Here is a 15,237-nt window from a genome sequence, read left to right as displayed (position 1 = left end):
TTTCCCAAGGCCTTCAGCATTTTCTCAGTTACCCAACGCTGCCTTCCAGCGAGATGCCGATCAACTTCTGTGCCTCGACAGCGAACTCCATCGGCAGCTGCTGGATGACGTCCTTGACGAAGCCGTTGACGATCAACGCGATCGCTTCCTCTTCGGGAATCCCGCGCTGCATGACGTAGAATTTCTGGTCCTCGGAAATCTTCGACGTCGTCGCCTCGTGCTCGAACTGTGCCGTCGAATTCTTGGCTTCCATGTAGGGCACGGTGTGCGCGCCGCACTGGTCACCGATCAGCAGGGAATCGCAATTGGTGAAGTTGCGGGCATTGGTCGCCTTGCGGTGCGCCGAGACCTGGCCGCGATAGGTGTTCTGCGAGAAGCCGGCGGCGATGCCCTTGGAGATGATGCGGCTCGACGTGTTCTTGCCAAGATGGATCATCTTGGTGCCGCTATCGACCTGCTGGTAGCCGTTCGACACGGCGATCGAATAGAACTCGCCGCTGGAATCGTCACCGCGCAGGATGCAGCTCGGGTACTTCCAGGTGATCGCCGAGCCGGTCTCGACCTGCGTCCACGAAATCTTCGAACGGTCGCCACGGCAGTCGCCGCGCTTGGTGACGAAATTGTAGATGCCGCCCTTGCCCTCGGCGTCGCCGGGGTACCAGTTCTGCACCGTCGAATACTTGATCTCGGCATCGTCGAGCGCCACCAGTTCGACGACCGCGGCGTGAAGCTGGTTCTCGTCGCGCTGCGGCGCCGTGCAGCCCTCGAGATAGGAGACGTAAGCCCCCTCCTCGGCGATGATCAGCGTGCGCTCGAACTGGCCGGTGTTCTTCTCGTTCATGCGGAAATAGGTCGACAGCTCCATCGGGCAGCGCACGCCCTTGGGCACGAAGACGAACGAGCCGTCGGTGAACACGGCGGAGTTCAGCGTGGCGTAATAGTTGTCGGAGGTCGGCACGACCGAGCCGAGATATTTCTTCACCAGTTCCGGATGCTCGCGGATGGCTTCCGAGATCGAGCAGAAGATGACGCCGGCCTGCGCCAGTTCCTTCTTGAAGGTGGTGACGACGGAGACGGAATCGAACACCGCGTCGACGGCGACGCGGCCCGATTTGTAGACATTGTCGCTGACTTCCTCGAGTTCCGAGGCGTCGGTCTTCTGCACGCCGGCGAGGATTTCCTGCTCCCGGAGCGGAATGCCGAGCTTTTCGTAGACCTTCAGCAGTTCGGGATCGACGTCGCTCAGCGACGTCGGGCCGGGCGTGCTCTTCGGCGCCGCGTAGAAGTAGATCTCCTGGAAATCGATCTTCGGGTAGTGAACGCGCGCCCAGGTCGGCTCGTCCAGCGTCAGCCAGCGGCGATACGCTTCCAGGCGCCATTCCAGCATCCAGGACGGTTCGTCCTTCTTGGCCGAAATGAAACGGATGATGTCTTCGCTCAGGCCCTTGGGGGCCTTGTCCATCGCGATTTCGGTCTGGAATCCGTATTTGTATTGGTCGACGTCGATCTTTCGGACCCGATCGATCGTGTCCTGCACAGCAGGCATATGCGTTCTCCATCCACGCCGGGGTCAAGGCCCGACAGTTTTCAAACTATGGCACCGCCAAATGAACGCCGAAGGGCATTCGCGGCAGCGTAAGTTTCATATAGTGCGTTCCGACCGGAAATTCACCCGGCCAATATGAAACGCACGGCTCTACCAGGCCAAAGGCCTGTCTGTGTCCGGCCGCTGTTCAAGCGGCCTTTTCCCTGTTCGCCCGGCGTGCGGCGATTGCCGCCAGCGCGGTGCGGAACAGTTCGATGTCCTCTGCGCCCGTCGCGGAGCCGATCGAGACGCGCAGGGCGCCAAGACTGTCACCGTACCCCATGGCTTTCAGCACATGGCTCGGCCCGACCTTGCCCGACGAACAGGCGGAACCGGCCGACAGCGCCACACCGGCCAGATCGAAGGCGATCTGCGCGGTTTCGGCTTTGACGCCCGCAATAGCGAAGAATGTCGTGTTGGCAAGCCTTGGCGCACCGGTTCCAAAGATTTCCGCGTCCGGCACCAGCATTTTCACCATGGCCTCGATCTCGTCGCGGCTATGCCGCACCGCATCCATGGCCGTCAATCCGGTCAGGGCTTCGCGTGCAGCGGCGCCAAAGCCGGCAATGGCGGCGAGGTTTTCCGTGCCGCCGCGATGGCCCTTTTCCTGGCCGCCGCCGTTGATCAAGGGCTTCGGCATCATCAAGTCCGAAGCCGCGACGACGGCGCCGACGCCCTTGGGGCCACCGATCTTGTGCGAGGACAGAATCAGGTAATCGGCGTAACCCGCTGATAGGTCTATCGAAATGCGCCCGGCGGCCTGAACCGCGTCAACGACGAGGACGCCGCCCGCCGCCTTGACGATCCCGGCAATGCGATCGATCGGCTGGATGACGCCGGTCTCGTTGTTGGCGGCATGGATGGCGACCAATGGCAGGCCCTCGGCCTTGTCGTGATGGGCGAGTGCGACCGCCAACGCGTCGAGATCGGCAATGCCGTTGCCGTCGACGCCGATCCGGGCGACCTGCGCCGCCGGGAAGCGTCCGCCATTCAACAGGCAGGGATGATCGGCCGCCGACACGTAAAGCCGGCTCATGCGCACGCTGCCGCGCCCCATCTGCCAGTTTGATGTCAGCAGCGTCGAGGCGGCTTCCGTCGCGCCGGAGGTGAACACAACGTGCTCGGCCTTGGCGTTGACCAGCGCCGCCACGTCACGCCTCGCGTTCTCGATCAGGCGCCGTGCGGCGCGCCCCTCAGCGTGGACCGACGACGGGTTGGCGGCAACGTCAAGTGCCGCGACCATAGCCTCGCGCGCCGCGGCAAGCAGCGGAGCACTGGCATTGTAGTCGAGATAGGCGCGTGTTCCGGCCATTTTCGTCCGTTTGGTCCCGTCAGAAGCCATTCCGCTGTCGTATCGCGTTATTTCCTTGAAATTCCAAGGCGAGCCGTCCTATTTACGCGGCTTGCGGCGCGGGTGGCCGGGCTCGACGTTTGGCCACTCAGTTTTGAACAATTCTAAACTAGCTTCTAAGAAGACGCTCGCCCTGCGTCAAGGCCAGAGGAAAGACACGTTCCGGGCGCCGCGCATTCGCATTACCCAAGTGGAGTATTTCATGCCTGAGGTCATTTTCACCGGTCCTGCCGGCCGTCTGGAGGGACGCTACCAGCCTTCCAAGGAAAAGAGCGCGCCGATTGCCATCGTCCTGCACCCGCATCCGCAATTCGGCGGCACGATGAACAACAAGATCGTCTACGACCTCTTCTACATGTTCCAGAAGCGGGATTTCACCACACTCCGCTTCAATTTCCGCGGCATCGGCCGCAGCCAGGGCGAGTTCGACCACGGCACCGGAGAGTTGTCGGACGCCGCTGCCGCGTTGGACTGGGTGCAATCCCTGCATCCGGATTCCAAGAGCTGCTGGGTCGCCGGTTACTCCTTCGGCTCCTGGATCGGCATGCAGCTCCTGATGCGCCGGCCGGAGATCGAAGGCTTCATCTCGATCGCGCCGCAGCCCAACACCTATGATTTCTCGTTCCTGGCGCCCTGCCCGTCCTCTGGCCTGATCATCCATGGCGATGCCGACAAGGTGGCGCCGCCGAAGGACGTGCAAGGCCTGGTCGACAAGCTGCACACGCAAAAGGGCATCACCATCACGCAGAAGACCTTGCCCGGTGCCAACCACTTCTTCTCCAACGATGCCGACCTGCTGCTCGAGGAATGTGCCGACTATCTCGATCGCCGGCTGGCCGGCGAATTGTCGGATCCGCGGCCGAAGCGGTTGAGATAGGCAAAGGAAGCGGGCAGCGATGTACGAGCCTCCTCATTTCAGGGAAACGCGGCCGGAAATCCTGCACGGGCTGATCCGGGCGCATCCGCTCGGCCTGTTGATTTGCAACGGAGCCGAGGGGCCGGTCGCCAACGCCATCCCGTTCCTGCTCGATGCCCCCTCTGGGCTTGATCAAGACCTGCCGCCGAACGGCAGGCTGCGCGCCCATCTGGCGAAGGCCAATCCGCAATGGCAGCTGTTGGCCGACAATCCGGCATCGCCGGTGCTGATCGTCTTCCAGGGCACCGATGCCTATGTGACGCCGTCCTGGTACGAGACCAAGGGCGAGACCGGCAAGGTGGTGCCGACCTGGAATTACGCCATCGTGCAGGTCCGCGGCACCGTCAAGGTGATCGATGACCAGGGCTGGCTGGCGCAGCAGATCGCCGATCTGACCGCGTCCCAGGAAGGCGCCCGCGCGGCGCCCTGGGCGGTGACCGATGCGCCGGCACCCTTCATCCAGTCGCAGATCAAGGGCATCATCGGACTGGAAATCGAGATCAGCGAAATCCACGGCAAGTGGAAAGTCAGCCAGAACCGGCCGGTCGCCGATCGCGCCGGCGTTGCGCAAGGGCTCGAAAACGAAGACCACAGCTCGCCCGACATGGCCCGCCTGGTCAGATCCTATGGCGGCCTGGACGGCAATTAGGTCAGCCGAAACGTTTCCTTGCGGACCGGCAAGCCCGACGGCATTTGACGAAAGATAAAGCCGAGCCGGGCAAAGACCAGCCCGCACGCCAGAGCGAAGGCGCAGCCGAGACCGAAGCCGGCGACGGTGTCGCTGGGATAGTGCGCGCCGACGAAGACCCGCGTCGATGCAATGCAGGCCGTGATCGCCAAGGCGATGGTCCAGCGCCGCGGAAACAACAGCAGAGCGACCCCGAACACGGCGCCCATGGTGGTGGCGTGGCCGGACGGGAAGCCGGCGAAGCGCGCATCAAAAGCAAAGGGATGCAAAGCCAGCACGCCAAAATCGTCGAAATACATCGGGCGAGCCCGACCGATCGCATATTTCAGCACATTGACGGCCAGCCCGGACAGGCCGGCGGCGCTCAGCATCAGAAAAGCCAGGCAGGTCCAGTTGTAGACCAGCATCAGCGATCGCCTTGAAAGGCTTCGCCAGTCCGTCAGGTTGGCGGCGACGAGCAAAAGCGCTGATGGGATGAGATACCAACCACCCAGGCCGAACTGCGTGAAGAAGTCGGCCAACCGGACGAACCCTGGCGACCATTGGCCGTGAAGCATTCCTGCCGGGATGTCGAGGCGAACGAACGCCGCCGCCGTCAGCAAGACCCAGACCAAGCCCCAAACCGGCCATACGATGTTCGGGTATCTGGCGGGACGAGCGGCGAAGCGCCTTCTTGCGATCTGCAGCGTATCGCGAAAATTGTCGAGGGACCGGCGCCCCACTCCAAGGAGCATACCGGAAACGGAAGGGCGCGATTTCACGAGCATTGGAAACTCGACCCTGTCATCGACGAGCCGTCATTGGGCCACACGATAGAGGCCGAGCGACAATTTGTCTCCCGACGAATAGTTGAGCCCGTCGATCCGGGCAACGCGGTTCACCGATTTGCCGTATGCCGCCAGCATGCCATTCAGTTTCTGCTCGTCAGCGACCGATGCCAGCCCCAGCGCGCAGGCCGGATCGGTAAACAGATGCCTGGCGACGCCTTCGACATTGGTCAGCACCGTTTTCGTGCCGACCAGGAACACCAGGCTCGGTTCGTGAAACTCCGCAGAGGCGAGCACCGTGGTGTCGCAAGGCCGGTTGGCGCGAACCGCCGCCTCGATCGCCGGGCTCAGCCAAATCGGCTTCAGCGACGGCGCGATGACGCCGAACAACAAGGCATAAGTGATGCCGGCAGAGACCGCGATGGCGCCGATGCGGCGGAGCGGCACTTGCAACTGCCGCGAAAAGGCGAAGTAGCCTGCGCCCAGTGCTGCCGCGGCAGCCGGAATGCTCCACCAGGAGAAGCTGCCGGTGAGGTAGATCGGCGCGCCGATGCAGACCGCCGCCAGACCGAGGCTGACCACGGCCAGACCGAACGCGGTCGACCACCACAACCAATCCTGCCAGCGCTTGAGCGGTGCGTTCGCATCCTGCGGCTGCAACGTCAGCAGCCAGCCGATCAGCAGCGCCATGCCGGGATAGGCCGGCAGGACATAGTGCGGCAGCTTGGTCGGGATCAGCTCGAACACCAGCCAGAACGGGATGTACCAGGCGAGGCAGAAGCGCAGCCTGGGATCGTCGCGCAGCCGGTTGAGGGCCTGGAGCCCGGCGCCGACCGCGATCAAGCCGAACGGCCACATGAACAGCGAATAGGTCAGCATGTAGAAGCCGGGCGGCAGGCCGTGCGATTCCTCGCCCGACGCGACCTTGCCGATCATGTCCTTGCCGACGGCCTGCTGCAGAAAGGCGCCGCCGCTCTTCCAGGTGATCAGCGCGAGCCAGGGCAGCACGATCAGCACGACGAGCGCCAGGCCGCGTCCCGTCTTGAGCTTCGACAGCCAGCGCCCGTCACGCTCGAAGGCGAACAGCACGACGATGGTGAGCGCCGACAGCAGCGGCGCGATCGGCCCCTTGATGAGGATCGCCGCACCTTGCGCTATCCAGAAAATCCACCAGAGATGGCCAGCAACAGGTTCGTTGCGGCGCGACGCCAGATAGATCTGCGCCAGCGCGCCTTGCGCCGCCACGCAACAGGCCAGCAGCATGGCGTCGGTCTTGGCGTCGCGGCCTTCGAAAGCGGTGGCGAAGATCGCCGCCATGACAAGGCCGGCGGCGATGCCGGCATTGGCCCCGAACAGATTGGTGCCGGTCCAGGCGATTGCCAGCACCGCAATGGCAATGCCAAGCGCCGAGACCGTGCGGTAGACCCAGATCGGCGCAGCAGAGCCCTCGCCGCTCAGCGCCACGGCCGCCGATTGCAGCCAGTAGATGCCGATCGGCTTCTGGTAGCGCGAGGCGTCCTGAAAGCGGATGTCGACATAGTTGCCGGTCTCGGCCATCTGCTTGGTGGCCTGGACGAAGCGCGACTCGTCGCGGTCGATCGGCGGCATCGAGGCCAACCCCGAAACCGTCATTACCAGGCTGAACAGGAAGAGAAGGATGTAATTCCTGTTCACCGCCATGTTCTCAGCCTCTCCAACCGTTCTCTTGATGCGCCAGACCTATCAATCGACCGCTGCTCAATCGACCTTGGTCATCGCCGCCGCCTTGCGCTCATTGGCGATCAGCCAGAGATTTCTGATATAGATGAACATGCCCATGGCCTGGCCGGCGATGAACACAGGATCCTGGCGCACGATCGCATAGATCAGCAGCAGGCCGCCGCCGAACAGGGAAAAGAACCAGAAGGCGACCGGCACGACGCTGCGCTTGGCCTTTTCGGAGGCGAGCCACTGCACGACGAAGCGCATGGTGAAGAAGAACTGGGCGATGAAGCCGAGCAGGATCCACGCATCGAACTGCTTGACGAAAACCTGGTGAAGCCATGTCACCAGTTCCTGAAGCACGTTAACCACGGCTGATTTCCTCTACTTTGGGCATTCTGCGGCGCCGGCGGCGCAGCCACCAGACACCGGCGAGATCTAGAACCCCCTGCAGGCCGCGATCGAAAATGCCGTAATTCGACTTGCCATGCCGGCGCGAGCGATCGACCACGTCGCAATGCACGACGCGATAGCCCTCCTGGATGACCAGAGCCGGGACAAAGCGGTGGGTGCCGTCGAAGAACGGCAATTTGCGCAGGATATCGGTGTGGATGGCCTTGAGGCCGCAACCGGTATCGCGCGTGTCGTCATTCAGGATCGCGCCCCGAAGCCAGTTGGCAAAACGCGACGCCAGTTGCTTGACCTTGCTGTCGCGGCGCTTGAGGCGTTGGCCCTGCGCCGCGCCGAAATCGGGGCCGGCCTGCCGCAAGGCATCGACCAGCATGGGTATGTATTGAGGGTCGTTCTGGCCATCCCCGTCGATCGTGGCGACGATGCCGCCGCGCGCCGCCCAGGCGCCGGAACGCACCGAAAGGCTCTGGCCGGCGGATTTCCGGTGCCGCAATTCCCGCACCGGAAACGGGCGAAGTGCTGCCTGCGCGGCCAGCACCGAAGCAGTGTCGTCGGTCGAGCCATCGTTGACGATGATCAGCTCGAAGTCGCGCCCGGCCATGGCAGCCTCGACCTCGTCGATCAACAGCGGCAGATTGGCCGCCTCGTTCCTGCAAGGAATGACGATGGATATCAATGCGTCCGGCATGTCGCGTCGGGGCTCTGTCGTCGGATATGGCATTTTGTGGATGCCGTGCGGTGCCGCTTGAGGTCGTGGACTACAAGAACCTTTGGCGCGGCGCCTCATTACGCCAGCCGAAACGATGAAGCAAGCATGGGAGCCGGACGGTGGATTGCGGCAAATGGCCGGTGGGCAGCAGCGGCTGCCGCTCCCAACGCGCGATCGTGCCAAAACCGGATTCCACTTTTGCTGATCGCCACTCCCCGGGTTAAGCGCGATCGGACGCAAAACCGGATTCCACTTTTGCTGATCGCCACTCCCCGGTTAAGCGCGATCGGACGCAAAACCGGATTCCACTTTTGCTGATCGCGCTTGGGTGCTAAACGCCCGCGTTCATGCACGCCACGCCTGGGCCAGATTGGCCGGACGCTTTCGGGAAACAAAAAATGCCTGCCTTCAAATCCGATTTCCTGCGCACGATGAGCGAGCGCGGTTTCATCCACCAGACTTCGGACGATGCCGGCCTCGACAATCTCTTCGCCACGGAGACGGTGACGGCCTATATCGGCTTCGACGCGACCGCCAGGAGCCTGCATGCCGGTTCGCTGATCCAGATCATGATGCTGCACTGGCTGCAGCAGACCGGTCACCGGCCGATCGCTCTGATGGGTGGCGGTACCTCGATGATCGGCGATCCGTCCTTCAAGGACGAGGCGCGCAAGCTGCTGACGCCGCAGGACATCGACGACAACCTCGCCGGCATCCGCCGCAACTTCATGCCGTACCTCAAATTCGGCAGCGGGCCGAATGACGCGATCATGGTCAACAATGCCGACTGGCTGATGGAGATCAACTACGTCAATTTCCTGCGCGACGTCGGCCGTCACTTTTCCGTCAACCGCATGTTGGCCTTCGATTCCGTCAAGCTGCGGCTCGATCGCGAACAGTCGCTGTCGTTTCTCGAATTCAACTACATGATCCTGCAGGCCTATGATTTCGTCGAGCTCTACAAGCGTCTCGGCTGCCGCCTGCAGATGGGCGGCTCCGACCAGTGGGGCAACATCATCAACGGTATCGATCTCGGCCGCCGCATGGAGGACGCGCAGCTTTATGCGCTGACGACGCCGCTGCTCACCACCTCATCGGGCGCCAAGATGGGCAAGTCGGCGTCGGGCGCGGTCTGGCTCGATGCGGACATGCTGAGCCCGTATGAGTTCTGGCAGTACTGGCGCAACACCGAGGATGCCGATGTCGGCCGTTTCCTGAAACTCTATACGACGCTGCCCTTGGACGAGGTTGCGCGGCTTGAGCAGCTCGGCGGATCCGAGATCAATGAGGCGAAGAAAGTCCTCGCCACCGAGATCACGGCCTTGCTGCACGGTCGCGCTGCCGCCGAACAAGCCGGGGACACAGCGCGCAAGACGTTCGAGGAAGGCGCACTCGCCGAATCGCTGCCGACCGTCGAGGTGGAAAATGCCAAACTCCAAGCCGGCGTCGGCATCTTGTCGCTGCTGGTGACCGCCGGACTGGCGGCATCGAACGGCGAGGCGCGGCGGCATGTGCAGGGTGGTGCGGTGCGGCTGAACGATCAGCCGATCAGCGACGAGCGCAAGCTGGTGACATCTCAGGATTTGAGCCCGGAAAACGTCGCAAAGCTTTCACTCGGCAGGAAAAAACACATTCTCGTGCGGCCTGTTTGAGGTCGGTCACCGGTACTCGAAGATCGACCTGAATATTCCAGGCGCGATCACCGACAGCGGATTGATGTCCAGCACCGGCTTGTTGGCGTTGCCCTTCAGCCGGTAGGTGACGCCGATCAGGCCGCGGTCGCGGCCATTGCCGAGAAGCGCGCCAACGATGGGCAATTCGCCAAAGATGCGATTGAGGCCGTAGACCGGCATGAACGTGCCGGTCATGTCCATGTTGTTGTTCTGGTCGTAGAGCGTGCCCTGGAACGTCGTGCCAATGCGGGGGCCGCGCAGCACGCCATTGGCCAGTTTCAGATAGCCGCTGCCCTTGTCGATCTCGGCGTAACCGCGTTCGAACTTCACCCGCGACGTGTCCAGATTGCCCTTGACCGCCTGATTGAGGCTTCGGCTGTCGCCGGCCGGCGTGGTCGAGACGATGGAGGCCAGTTTCGGTTCGTTGACCACGAAAAAGTTGCTGGTATCCACCTTGCCCGTCAGCGATCCGTCGCTCGGCCCCGCCAGCGCCAGGGTGATCGCTCCGCCTTCCATATGCTCGTAGATGTTGAGAAACCGAAGGATCGCGCCGGCGTCCGCGGACTGCATGTTGAGCGTGCGCCGGCCGGCGCCGGTCGTGTTGCTGATGGTTATGGCGGCGCCCGAACTTGCCGTGGCGCTGACCTTCAGCCCGTTCACTCGCGAACCGGCCGCACTGTAGTCGAGCTTCAGATTGGACAATTGCTCGTCGTGGAATCCCGTCAGCTGATCAACATCGGCGCTGACCGAAATGGCATCGGAACCGGTGGTCTTGGTTGCCGTGTCGACGTCCGAGGTGAACTGCTTGATCAGCGAGCGGGCATCCAGCGCGTTGCCTGATATGTTGACCGCATAGCCCTTGCCGGACCGCTTCACGGACACCGCGACATCGTCGCCCCTGTTCAAGGTGACCTTGCTGAACTTTGCGGAAGACAGCGCGCCATTGACCAGCACGATGTTGCCATCGACGGAGAAACTCTTTCCGTCGAGTTCGAAGTCGGACAGCGTCGTGGTGTCGCCGGACTTGGTCATGACGAATGTGACATTGGCGGGAACCCCCGCCCCCTTGCTCCAGCCGGCCCAGGGAATGTCCAGCCTGGCGTTGGTCAGATCGGCCGAGACGTTCTGGTCGCCGCTGCCGCTCTTGTCGATCGCGACCTTCACCGTTCCGCCAAGCAGCGGCGTCAAGCCGGGCATTGCGGCGGCACGGATCTTGTCGTCGAGAACCAGGGCTACCTTGCGGCTGGGCGCCGGCCCGTCGTCTCCAAGCGGCTCGATCAGGTCGAGTTCGGCCGGAATGCCGTTCAGCGATGCCTTGGCGGAGATCACCGCCTTTTCCGGGTCGACGGTGATCGAACCGTCGGCATCCGTCACGGTCTGGCCCTCGAAGGGCTTGGCCAATGACATGCCGCTATAGTCGAGCGACACCAGCCAATCGAGCTTCGAGGAGTCAACGCCGGACTGCAACGGAATGTCAGCCCTGACATGACCGGTGACGCTGCCCGACAGGTCTTCCGGCAGAAAGCCGATATGGCGCATGGCGTTGATCGGCTCGTACGAGGCGAGTTCAGCGATCGCCGGCGCTTCGCCTTCAACGTCGATGTCGAGCGCGCCGATGACCGGCGGATGATTGGCCGCCTTGACCGTCAGCGTGCCATTGCTGGCCGCCACGGTGCGGCCGCTGGGCATATAGACGGTGCCCGAGGACAGGGAGACGTCGACATCATTGCCGTGGAAAGCAACAACGCCGACAGCATCGCGTATCGGCGGAATGCGGCCGGCCGTGTCAAAACGCGATCCCTCGATCTGGAAGCGGCCGAACACCTCATCGGCGGACAGCGGCACGCCGTTGCCAAGGCGGCCCGGGACGACCTGGAACTGCAGGTTGGCGTCGACGACGCGGCCGCCAAACAGATTGGCCAGCACCCACAGCCGGGCGTTGCGTGCCGAAAACCATGGCCAAAGCTGCTTGACGTGAGAGACCTGCATGTTGTGGAGGTTGAACGCCAGATTGATCCCCGGTGCCTGGCCGTCGACGAATTCCACGGCGGCGGTGCCAAGCACCTCGCCGGAGGCGGCGGACCGAATCGCGATCTGATCGGCCACGAGCTTGTGGCTCACTGTGTTGTAGACACCGGCAATCCGAGCGAGGAAGGAAAGCGCAGGCTCGGGCGAGTCCGAAGGAGCCAGCGACGAACCGTCGCTGGTCAGGTCGTAGCGATAGGACGACTCCTCACCTGCCGCTCCGGTTGCCGGCTTCGGCCCGACCGAACCGGCAAAATCGAATGTCGACCGGCCGGTCTTCAGCAGCAATCTGTCCACCTGGACCTTGTTGCTGCCCGCAACCAGCGTCGCGTTGACATCGACATCCGCCGGCAGCAGCCCGCGTGCGCCGAGATCGAGCACGGAACCCGTCGAGGACAGAGTGGCCGTCAGCCGCGATGCATTCGTGCCGGCCCCTTCCGATCCCGACAGCTTCAGCGTGACCGCGCCCAGCTTTCCGGCAACGGCCGTGGTGTCGCCGGCCAGATCGATGCTCGCATCCAGCGCCGTCACGCGGTGTGCCGTGACATCGCGGGCGGCGGACGCGGCAACGGCGACCGCCCTGCCGTCGACATCCGCCTCGGACGAAAACTGCATGCCGCCCGCTCCCGACTGCGCGACGGTGGCGTCGGTGATCTTGATCAGCTTGATCGTCCCGGCTTCGGGCAGCACGAATTCGACATTGCGAAATTCGATCCGGCGCAGTGAATCTTCCCGCACGGCATCGAGCGCCCGGTTGACGTTGCCGAACACCGCAGCGGACAGCTTCTCCGGATCGATGAGGCCGTCCTCGTTGCGCAGGACAGCGGTCCAGTCGCCGGACGGCATCGCCGCCACGTCGATGCGCGCATCGGAGATCCTGGCGCTGGTCAGCCGCACATCCCCCCAGAGCAGCGGTATCAGGCGCACGCCGAAGCGCACGCGGCCCGCATCGGCCATCGGCTTGCCGCCGGCGGTCTTCAGGCTGACGTCGCTGACCTGCAACGCAATGAAGCTCGATCCATCAAGGGTGATGCGCGCCGGCCCGACCGAAACATCGACATCGACACCGGCCAGTTTCTCGATGGCGGTTTCCGCTTCCGCCCGAAGCCGCTCGGAGCCAACGCCGGACACACCGACCAGATAGACAATGACTGCTGCCAACAAGACGAAGCTGGCGAAACCGGCGAACACCCTTGCCAGGATGCGAAAGCCGCGTCCGATCCGCGCCTGACCGAGCGGCGGCACGCGGCACGCGGACGGAAAGGTCGCCAGGTCGGTGATCTCATCCCGCCTGAACCGTATCTTCTCGTGCTGCGGTTGCTCCTGATCCACGCATTTTTCCGTTGTACGAACTCGATCGTGGACGAATCCCCGCTCGACACTATATCGGTGTGGCGTCGCGCGTAACCACAAACAAGGGCATCGGTATGACTGACCTCGACGTAGGCGATCTCGCGCCGCAATTCGACCTGCCGCGGGACGGCGGCGGATCGCTCAGCCTTGCCGCATCCTCCGGCAAGCCCATTGTGCTCTATTTTTATCCGCAGGACGACACAACAAGCTGCACGCAAGAGGCGATCAGCTTCTCGCAGCTGAAGCCGGACTTCGAGAAGGCGGGCGCCGTTGTGATCGGCCTGTCGCCTGATAACGTCAAAAAGCACGACAAGTTCAAATCGAAATACAGTCTCACCATCGACCTCGCCGCCGACGAGGAGCGCAAGGTGATCGAGGCCTACCATCTGTGGGTCGAGAAATCGATGTATGGCCGCAAGTACATGGGTGTCGAGCGCGCGACGTTCCTGATCGGCCGCGACGGGCGGATCGCCAGGATCTGGCGCAAGGTCCGGGTCAAGGGCCATGCCGAGGAAGTGCTGGCGGCTGTCCGCGCGCTTTGAGTTTGTCGGCACAGCCGACGCGCCTTGCCTACAACCTGATGCCCGCCTGGCTGGCAATCGTTGACGGCGAGCCGGCAACGCAAAACTTTGTTAACCCTAATAATGTGTAATCAAGCTTGTCGTAGTGTCGTAAACGAAAGCTTGGTCCCGTGAAGGCAACCGGTCAGTCAGCAGTCTTCGGCAGGCGTAAAGAGCCCCACACGATCATCATAGCCCGGGGCAATGAGATCAGGCACTTCACGATCCGACCATGGCTCGCGGCCTTTGTCGGCTCGGCGCTGGCGGCAATCGCCATCGGCTACCTCCTGGCCACCTCCTATCTCGTGCTGCGCGACGACCTGATCGGCGCCACCACTGCGCGGCAGGCACGCATGCAGCAGGCCTATGAAGATCGCATTTCGGCGCTTCGCGCCCAGGTCGACCGCATCACCAGCCGCCAGTTGCTCGACCAGCAGCTGATGGAAACCAAGGTCAGCGAACTGCTTGAACGCCAGAGCCAGTTGAGCCAGCGTCATGGCCGCCTCGGCCCGCTGCTCGAACGCGCCGAAAATGACGTCGGCACGGCGCCGACCGAGGATCCGGCTGCGGCTGGCAAGCCGGATAAGCGCGCCGAGGTGACCGGCAGCATCAACCCACCAGCGCAGACCTACGCGGTCGCCAGCCTGAGCGCCGACCTTGGTGTAGGCGACACCAGGCCATTCTCGCTATGGTCGACCCGCTCCGATCCGCTGCCCAACGATTCAGCCGCCGACCGTGCCGACAGGCTGTTCGTGTCGATCAACCAGTCGCTGAAATCCATCGAGAACGAGCAGCTGACCCGCATCAGCACGCTTGCCGACAACGCCTACAAGAGCGCCGACGCCATCACCCAGGCCCTGCAAGCGGCAGGCTTGCCGGTCGACAGCGATTTCGGCAAGAACGAGAGCGACGTCGGCGGACCACTGATCCCGCTCGACAGTTCGATGATGTTCGACAGCAAGGTCAAGGAACTGGACGAGGCGCTGGACACGCTCGACCATCTCAAGAAGGAAGCGCGCCAGCTGCCGCTGACCAATCCGGCCCCCGGCCATTCCGTCACCAGTCCGTTCGGCGTGCGCACCGACCCGATCCTCGGCACCGCCGCGCTGCATTCCGGGATGGATTTCAGGGCGCCGATCGGCATGGCCGCAAAGGTCACCGCACCAGGCGTCGTCACCAAGGCAGGTTGGAACGGCGGCTATGGGCGGATGGTGGAAGTCGACCACGGCAATGGTTTTGCGACGCGTTACGGACATCTCAGCGAAATCGACGTCACCGTGGGCGAGAAGCTGGATGCCGGCGCCGTCATCGGCAAGACCGGCAGCAGCGGCCGTTCGACCGGACCGCATCTGCATTACGAAGTCCGCCACAATGGCGAAGCCATCGATCCCGTGCGCTTCCTGACGGTCGGCAAGAAGGTCGCCCAGTATCTCTGAGCGTCGCAAGCGCTGAGCTGATCGGCGGCACGACAACTCCAAACCCAATTCTGCCTCGCTTT

Annotated in this window: 12 protein-coding genes; 5 read left to right on the top strand and 7 right to left on the bottom strand. The window is 63.1% G+C overall.

Annotated elements, in window-relative coordinates:
* Positions 1–28: 28 nt before the first annotated feature.
* Together sufB and ACFSOZ_RS10470 are read right to left on the bottom strand one after the other, a co-directional pair.
* Positions 29–1,546, bottom strand: a complete 1,518-nt coding sequence (sufB, locus tag ACFSOZ_RS10475; RefSeq protein ID WP_379096950.1) for a Fe-S cluster assembly protein SufB — start codon at positions 1,544–1,546, stop codon at positions 29–31.
* 187 nt (positions 1,547–1,733) lie between these two features.
* Positions 1,734–2,897, bottom strand: a complete 1,164-nt coding sequence (locus ACFSOZ_RS10470) for a cysteine desulfurase family protein (protein ID WP_379096948.1) — start codon at positions 2,895–2,897, stop codon at positions 1,734–1,736.
* A gap of 241 nt (positions 2,898–3,138) precedes the next feature.
* Here ACFSOZ_RS10470 and ACFSOZ_RS10465 point away from each other — a divergent pair, with 241 nt between their 5' ends.
* The gene (locus ACFSOZ_RS10465) at positions 3,139–3,813 is read left to right on the top strand and encodes an alpha/beta hydrolase (RefSeq protein WP_013532163.1); all 675 of its coding nucleotides are present in this window, start codon (positions 3,139–3,141) and stop codon (positions 3,811–3,813) included.
* Positions 3,814–3,832: 19 nt separating this feature from the next.
* Positions 3,833–4,501 carry an FMN-binding negative transcriptional regulator gene (locus tag ACFSOZ_RS10460; protein WP_379096945.1) on the top strand — a complete coding sequence of 223 codons (669 nt, stop codon included), beginning with the start codon at positions 3,833–3,835 and terminating at the stop codon, positions 4,499–4,501.
* Here the strand turns inward: ACFSOZ_RS10460 and ACFSOZ_RS10455 are convergent.
* From ACFSOZ_RS10455 to ACFSOZ_RS10440, 4 genes are all read right to left on the bottom strand, one after another.
* Entirely contained in the window at positions 4,498–5,154 is a 657-nt protein-coding gene (locus tag ACFSOZ_RS10455; protein WP_379096943.1) for a phosphatase PAP2 family protein, read from the bottom strand. The genes ACFSOZ_RS10460 and ACFSOZ_RS10455 overlap by 4 nt on opposite strands.
* Before the next feature lie 183 nt (positions 5,155–5,337).
* The gene (locus ACFSOZ_RS10450) at positions 5,338–6,987 is read right to left on the bottom strand and encodes an ArnT family glycosyltransferase (protein ID WP_379096940.1); all 1,650 of its coding nucleotides are present in this window, start codon (positions 6,985–6,987) and stop codon (positions 5,338–5,340) included.
* 57 nt (positions 6,988–7,044) lie between these two features.
* Entirely contained in the window at positions 7,045–7,380 is a 336-nt protein-coding gene (locus ACFSOZ_RS10445) for a lipid-A-disaccharide synthase N-terminal domain-containing protein (RefSeq protein WP_379096937.1), read from the bottom strand.
* On the bottom strand, positions 7,373–8,107 hold the full coding sequence (locus tag ACFSOZ_RS10440; RefSeq protein ID WP_379096934.1) for a glycosyltransferase family 2 protein: 735 nt from the start codon (positions 8,105–8,107) through the stop codon (positions 7,373–7,375). The genes ACFSOZ_RS10445 and ACFSOZ_RS10440 overlap by 8 nt, the downstream gene beginning before the upstream one ends.
* A gap of 419 nt (positions 8,108–8,526) precedes the next feature.
* On the opposite strand from ACFSOZ_RS10440, the gene tyrS reads away from it, so the two are divergent.
* Positions 8,527–9,780, top strand: a complete 1,254-nt coding sequence (tyrS, locus tag ACFSOZ_RS10435) for a tyrosine--tRNA ligase (RefSeq protein ID WP_379096931.1) — start codon at positions 8,527–8,529, stop codon at positions 9,778–9,780.
* Between the two features lie 6 nt (positions 9,781–9,786).
* Here tyrS and ACFSOZ_RS10430 read toward each other — a convergent pair whose 3' ends face one another.
* Positions 9,787–13,158 (bottom strand): hypothetical protein, encoded by a 3,372-nt coding sequence (locus ACFSOZ_RS10430; protein ID WP_379096928.1) that lies wholly within the window; start codon positions 13,156–13,158, stop codon positions 9,787–9,789.
* Positions 13,159–13,253: 95 nt separating this feature from the next.
* Here ACFSOZ_RS10430 and ACFSOZ_RS10425 point away from each other — a divergent pair, with 95 nt between their 5' ends.
* A complete protein-coding gene (locus ACFSOZ_RS10425; RefSeq protein WP_379096925.1) occupies positions 13,254–13,721 on the top strand; it encodes a peroxiredoxin in 468 nt (155 codons plus the stop codon).
* 149 nt (positions 13,722–13,870) lie between these two features.
* A complete protein-coding gene (locus ACFSOZ_RS10420; protein WP_379096922.1) occupies positions 13,871–15,175 on the top strand; it encodes a M23 family metallopeptidase in 1,305 nt (434 codons plus the stop codon).
* Positions 15,176–15,237 lie beyond the last annotated feature (62 nt).

The sequence above is a fragment of the Mesorhizobium newzealandense genome (assembly GCF_042682145.1).
GTDB classification, from domain to species: domain Bacteria; phylum Pseudomonadota; class Alphaproteobacteria; order Rhizobiales; family Rhizobiaceae; genus Mesorhizobium; species Mesorhizobium newzealandense.
The sequence above is the reverse complement of the archived record's forward strand: the minus strand, read 5'-3'. Positions and strand labels throughout refer to the sequence as shown.

Excerpts from the sequence above, each read along its gene's own strand:
- tyrS (WP_379096931.1), top strand. The coding sequence starts at position 8,527 with ATGCCTGCCTTCAAATCCGATTTCCTGCGCACGATGAGCGAGCGCGGT.
- ACFSOZ_RS10425 (WP_379096925.1), top strand. The coding sequence starts at position 13,254 with ATGACTGACCTCGACGTAGGCGATCTCGCGCCGCAATTCGACCTGCCG.
- ACFSOZ_RS10470 (WP_379096948.1), bottom strand. The coding sequence starts at position 2,897 with ATGGCCGGAACACGCGCCTATCTCGACTACAATGCCAGTGCTCCGCTG.
- sufB (WP_379096950.1), bottom strand. The coding sequence starts at position 1,546 with ATGCCTGCTGTGCAGGACACGATCGATCGGGTCCGAAAGATCGACGTC.
- ACFSOZ_RS10460 (WP_379096945.1), top strand. The coding sequence starts at position 3,833 with ATGTACGAGCCTCCTCATTTCAGGGAAACGCGGCCGGAAATCCTGCAC.
- ACFSOZ_RS10450 (WP_379096940.1), bottom strand. The coding sequence starts at position 6,987 with ATGGCGGTGAACAGGAATTACATCCTTCTCTTCCTGTTCAGCCTGGTA.
- ACFSOZ_RS10465 (WP_013532163.1), top strand. The coding sequence starts at position 3,139 with ATGCCTGAGGTCATTTTCACCGGTCCTGCCGGCCGTCTGGAGGGACGC.
- ACFSOZ_RS10440 (WP_379096934.1), bottom strand. The coding sequence starts at position 8,107 with ATGCCGGACGCATTGATATCCATCGTCATTCCTTGCAGGAACGAGGCG.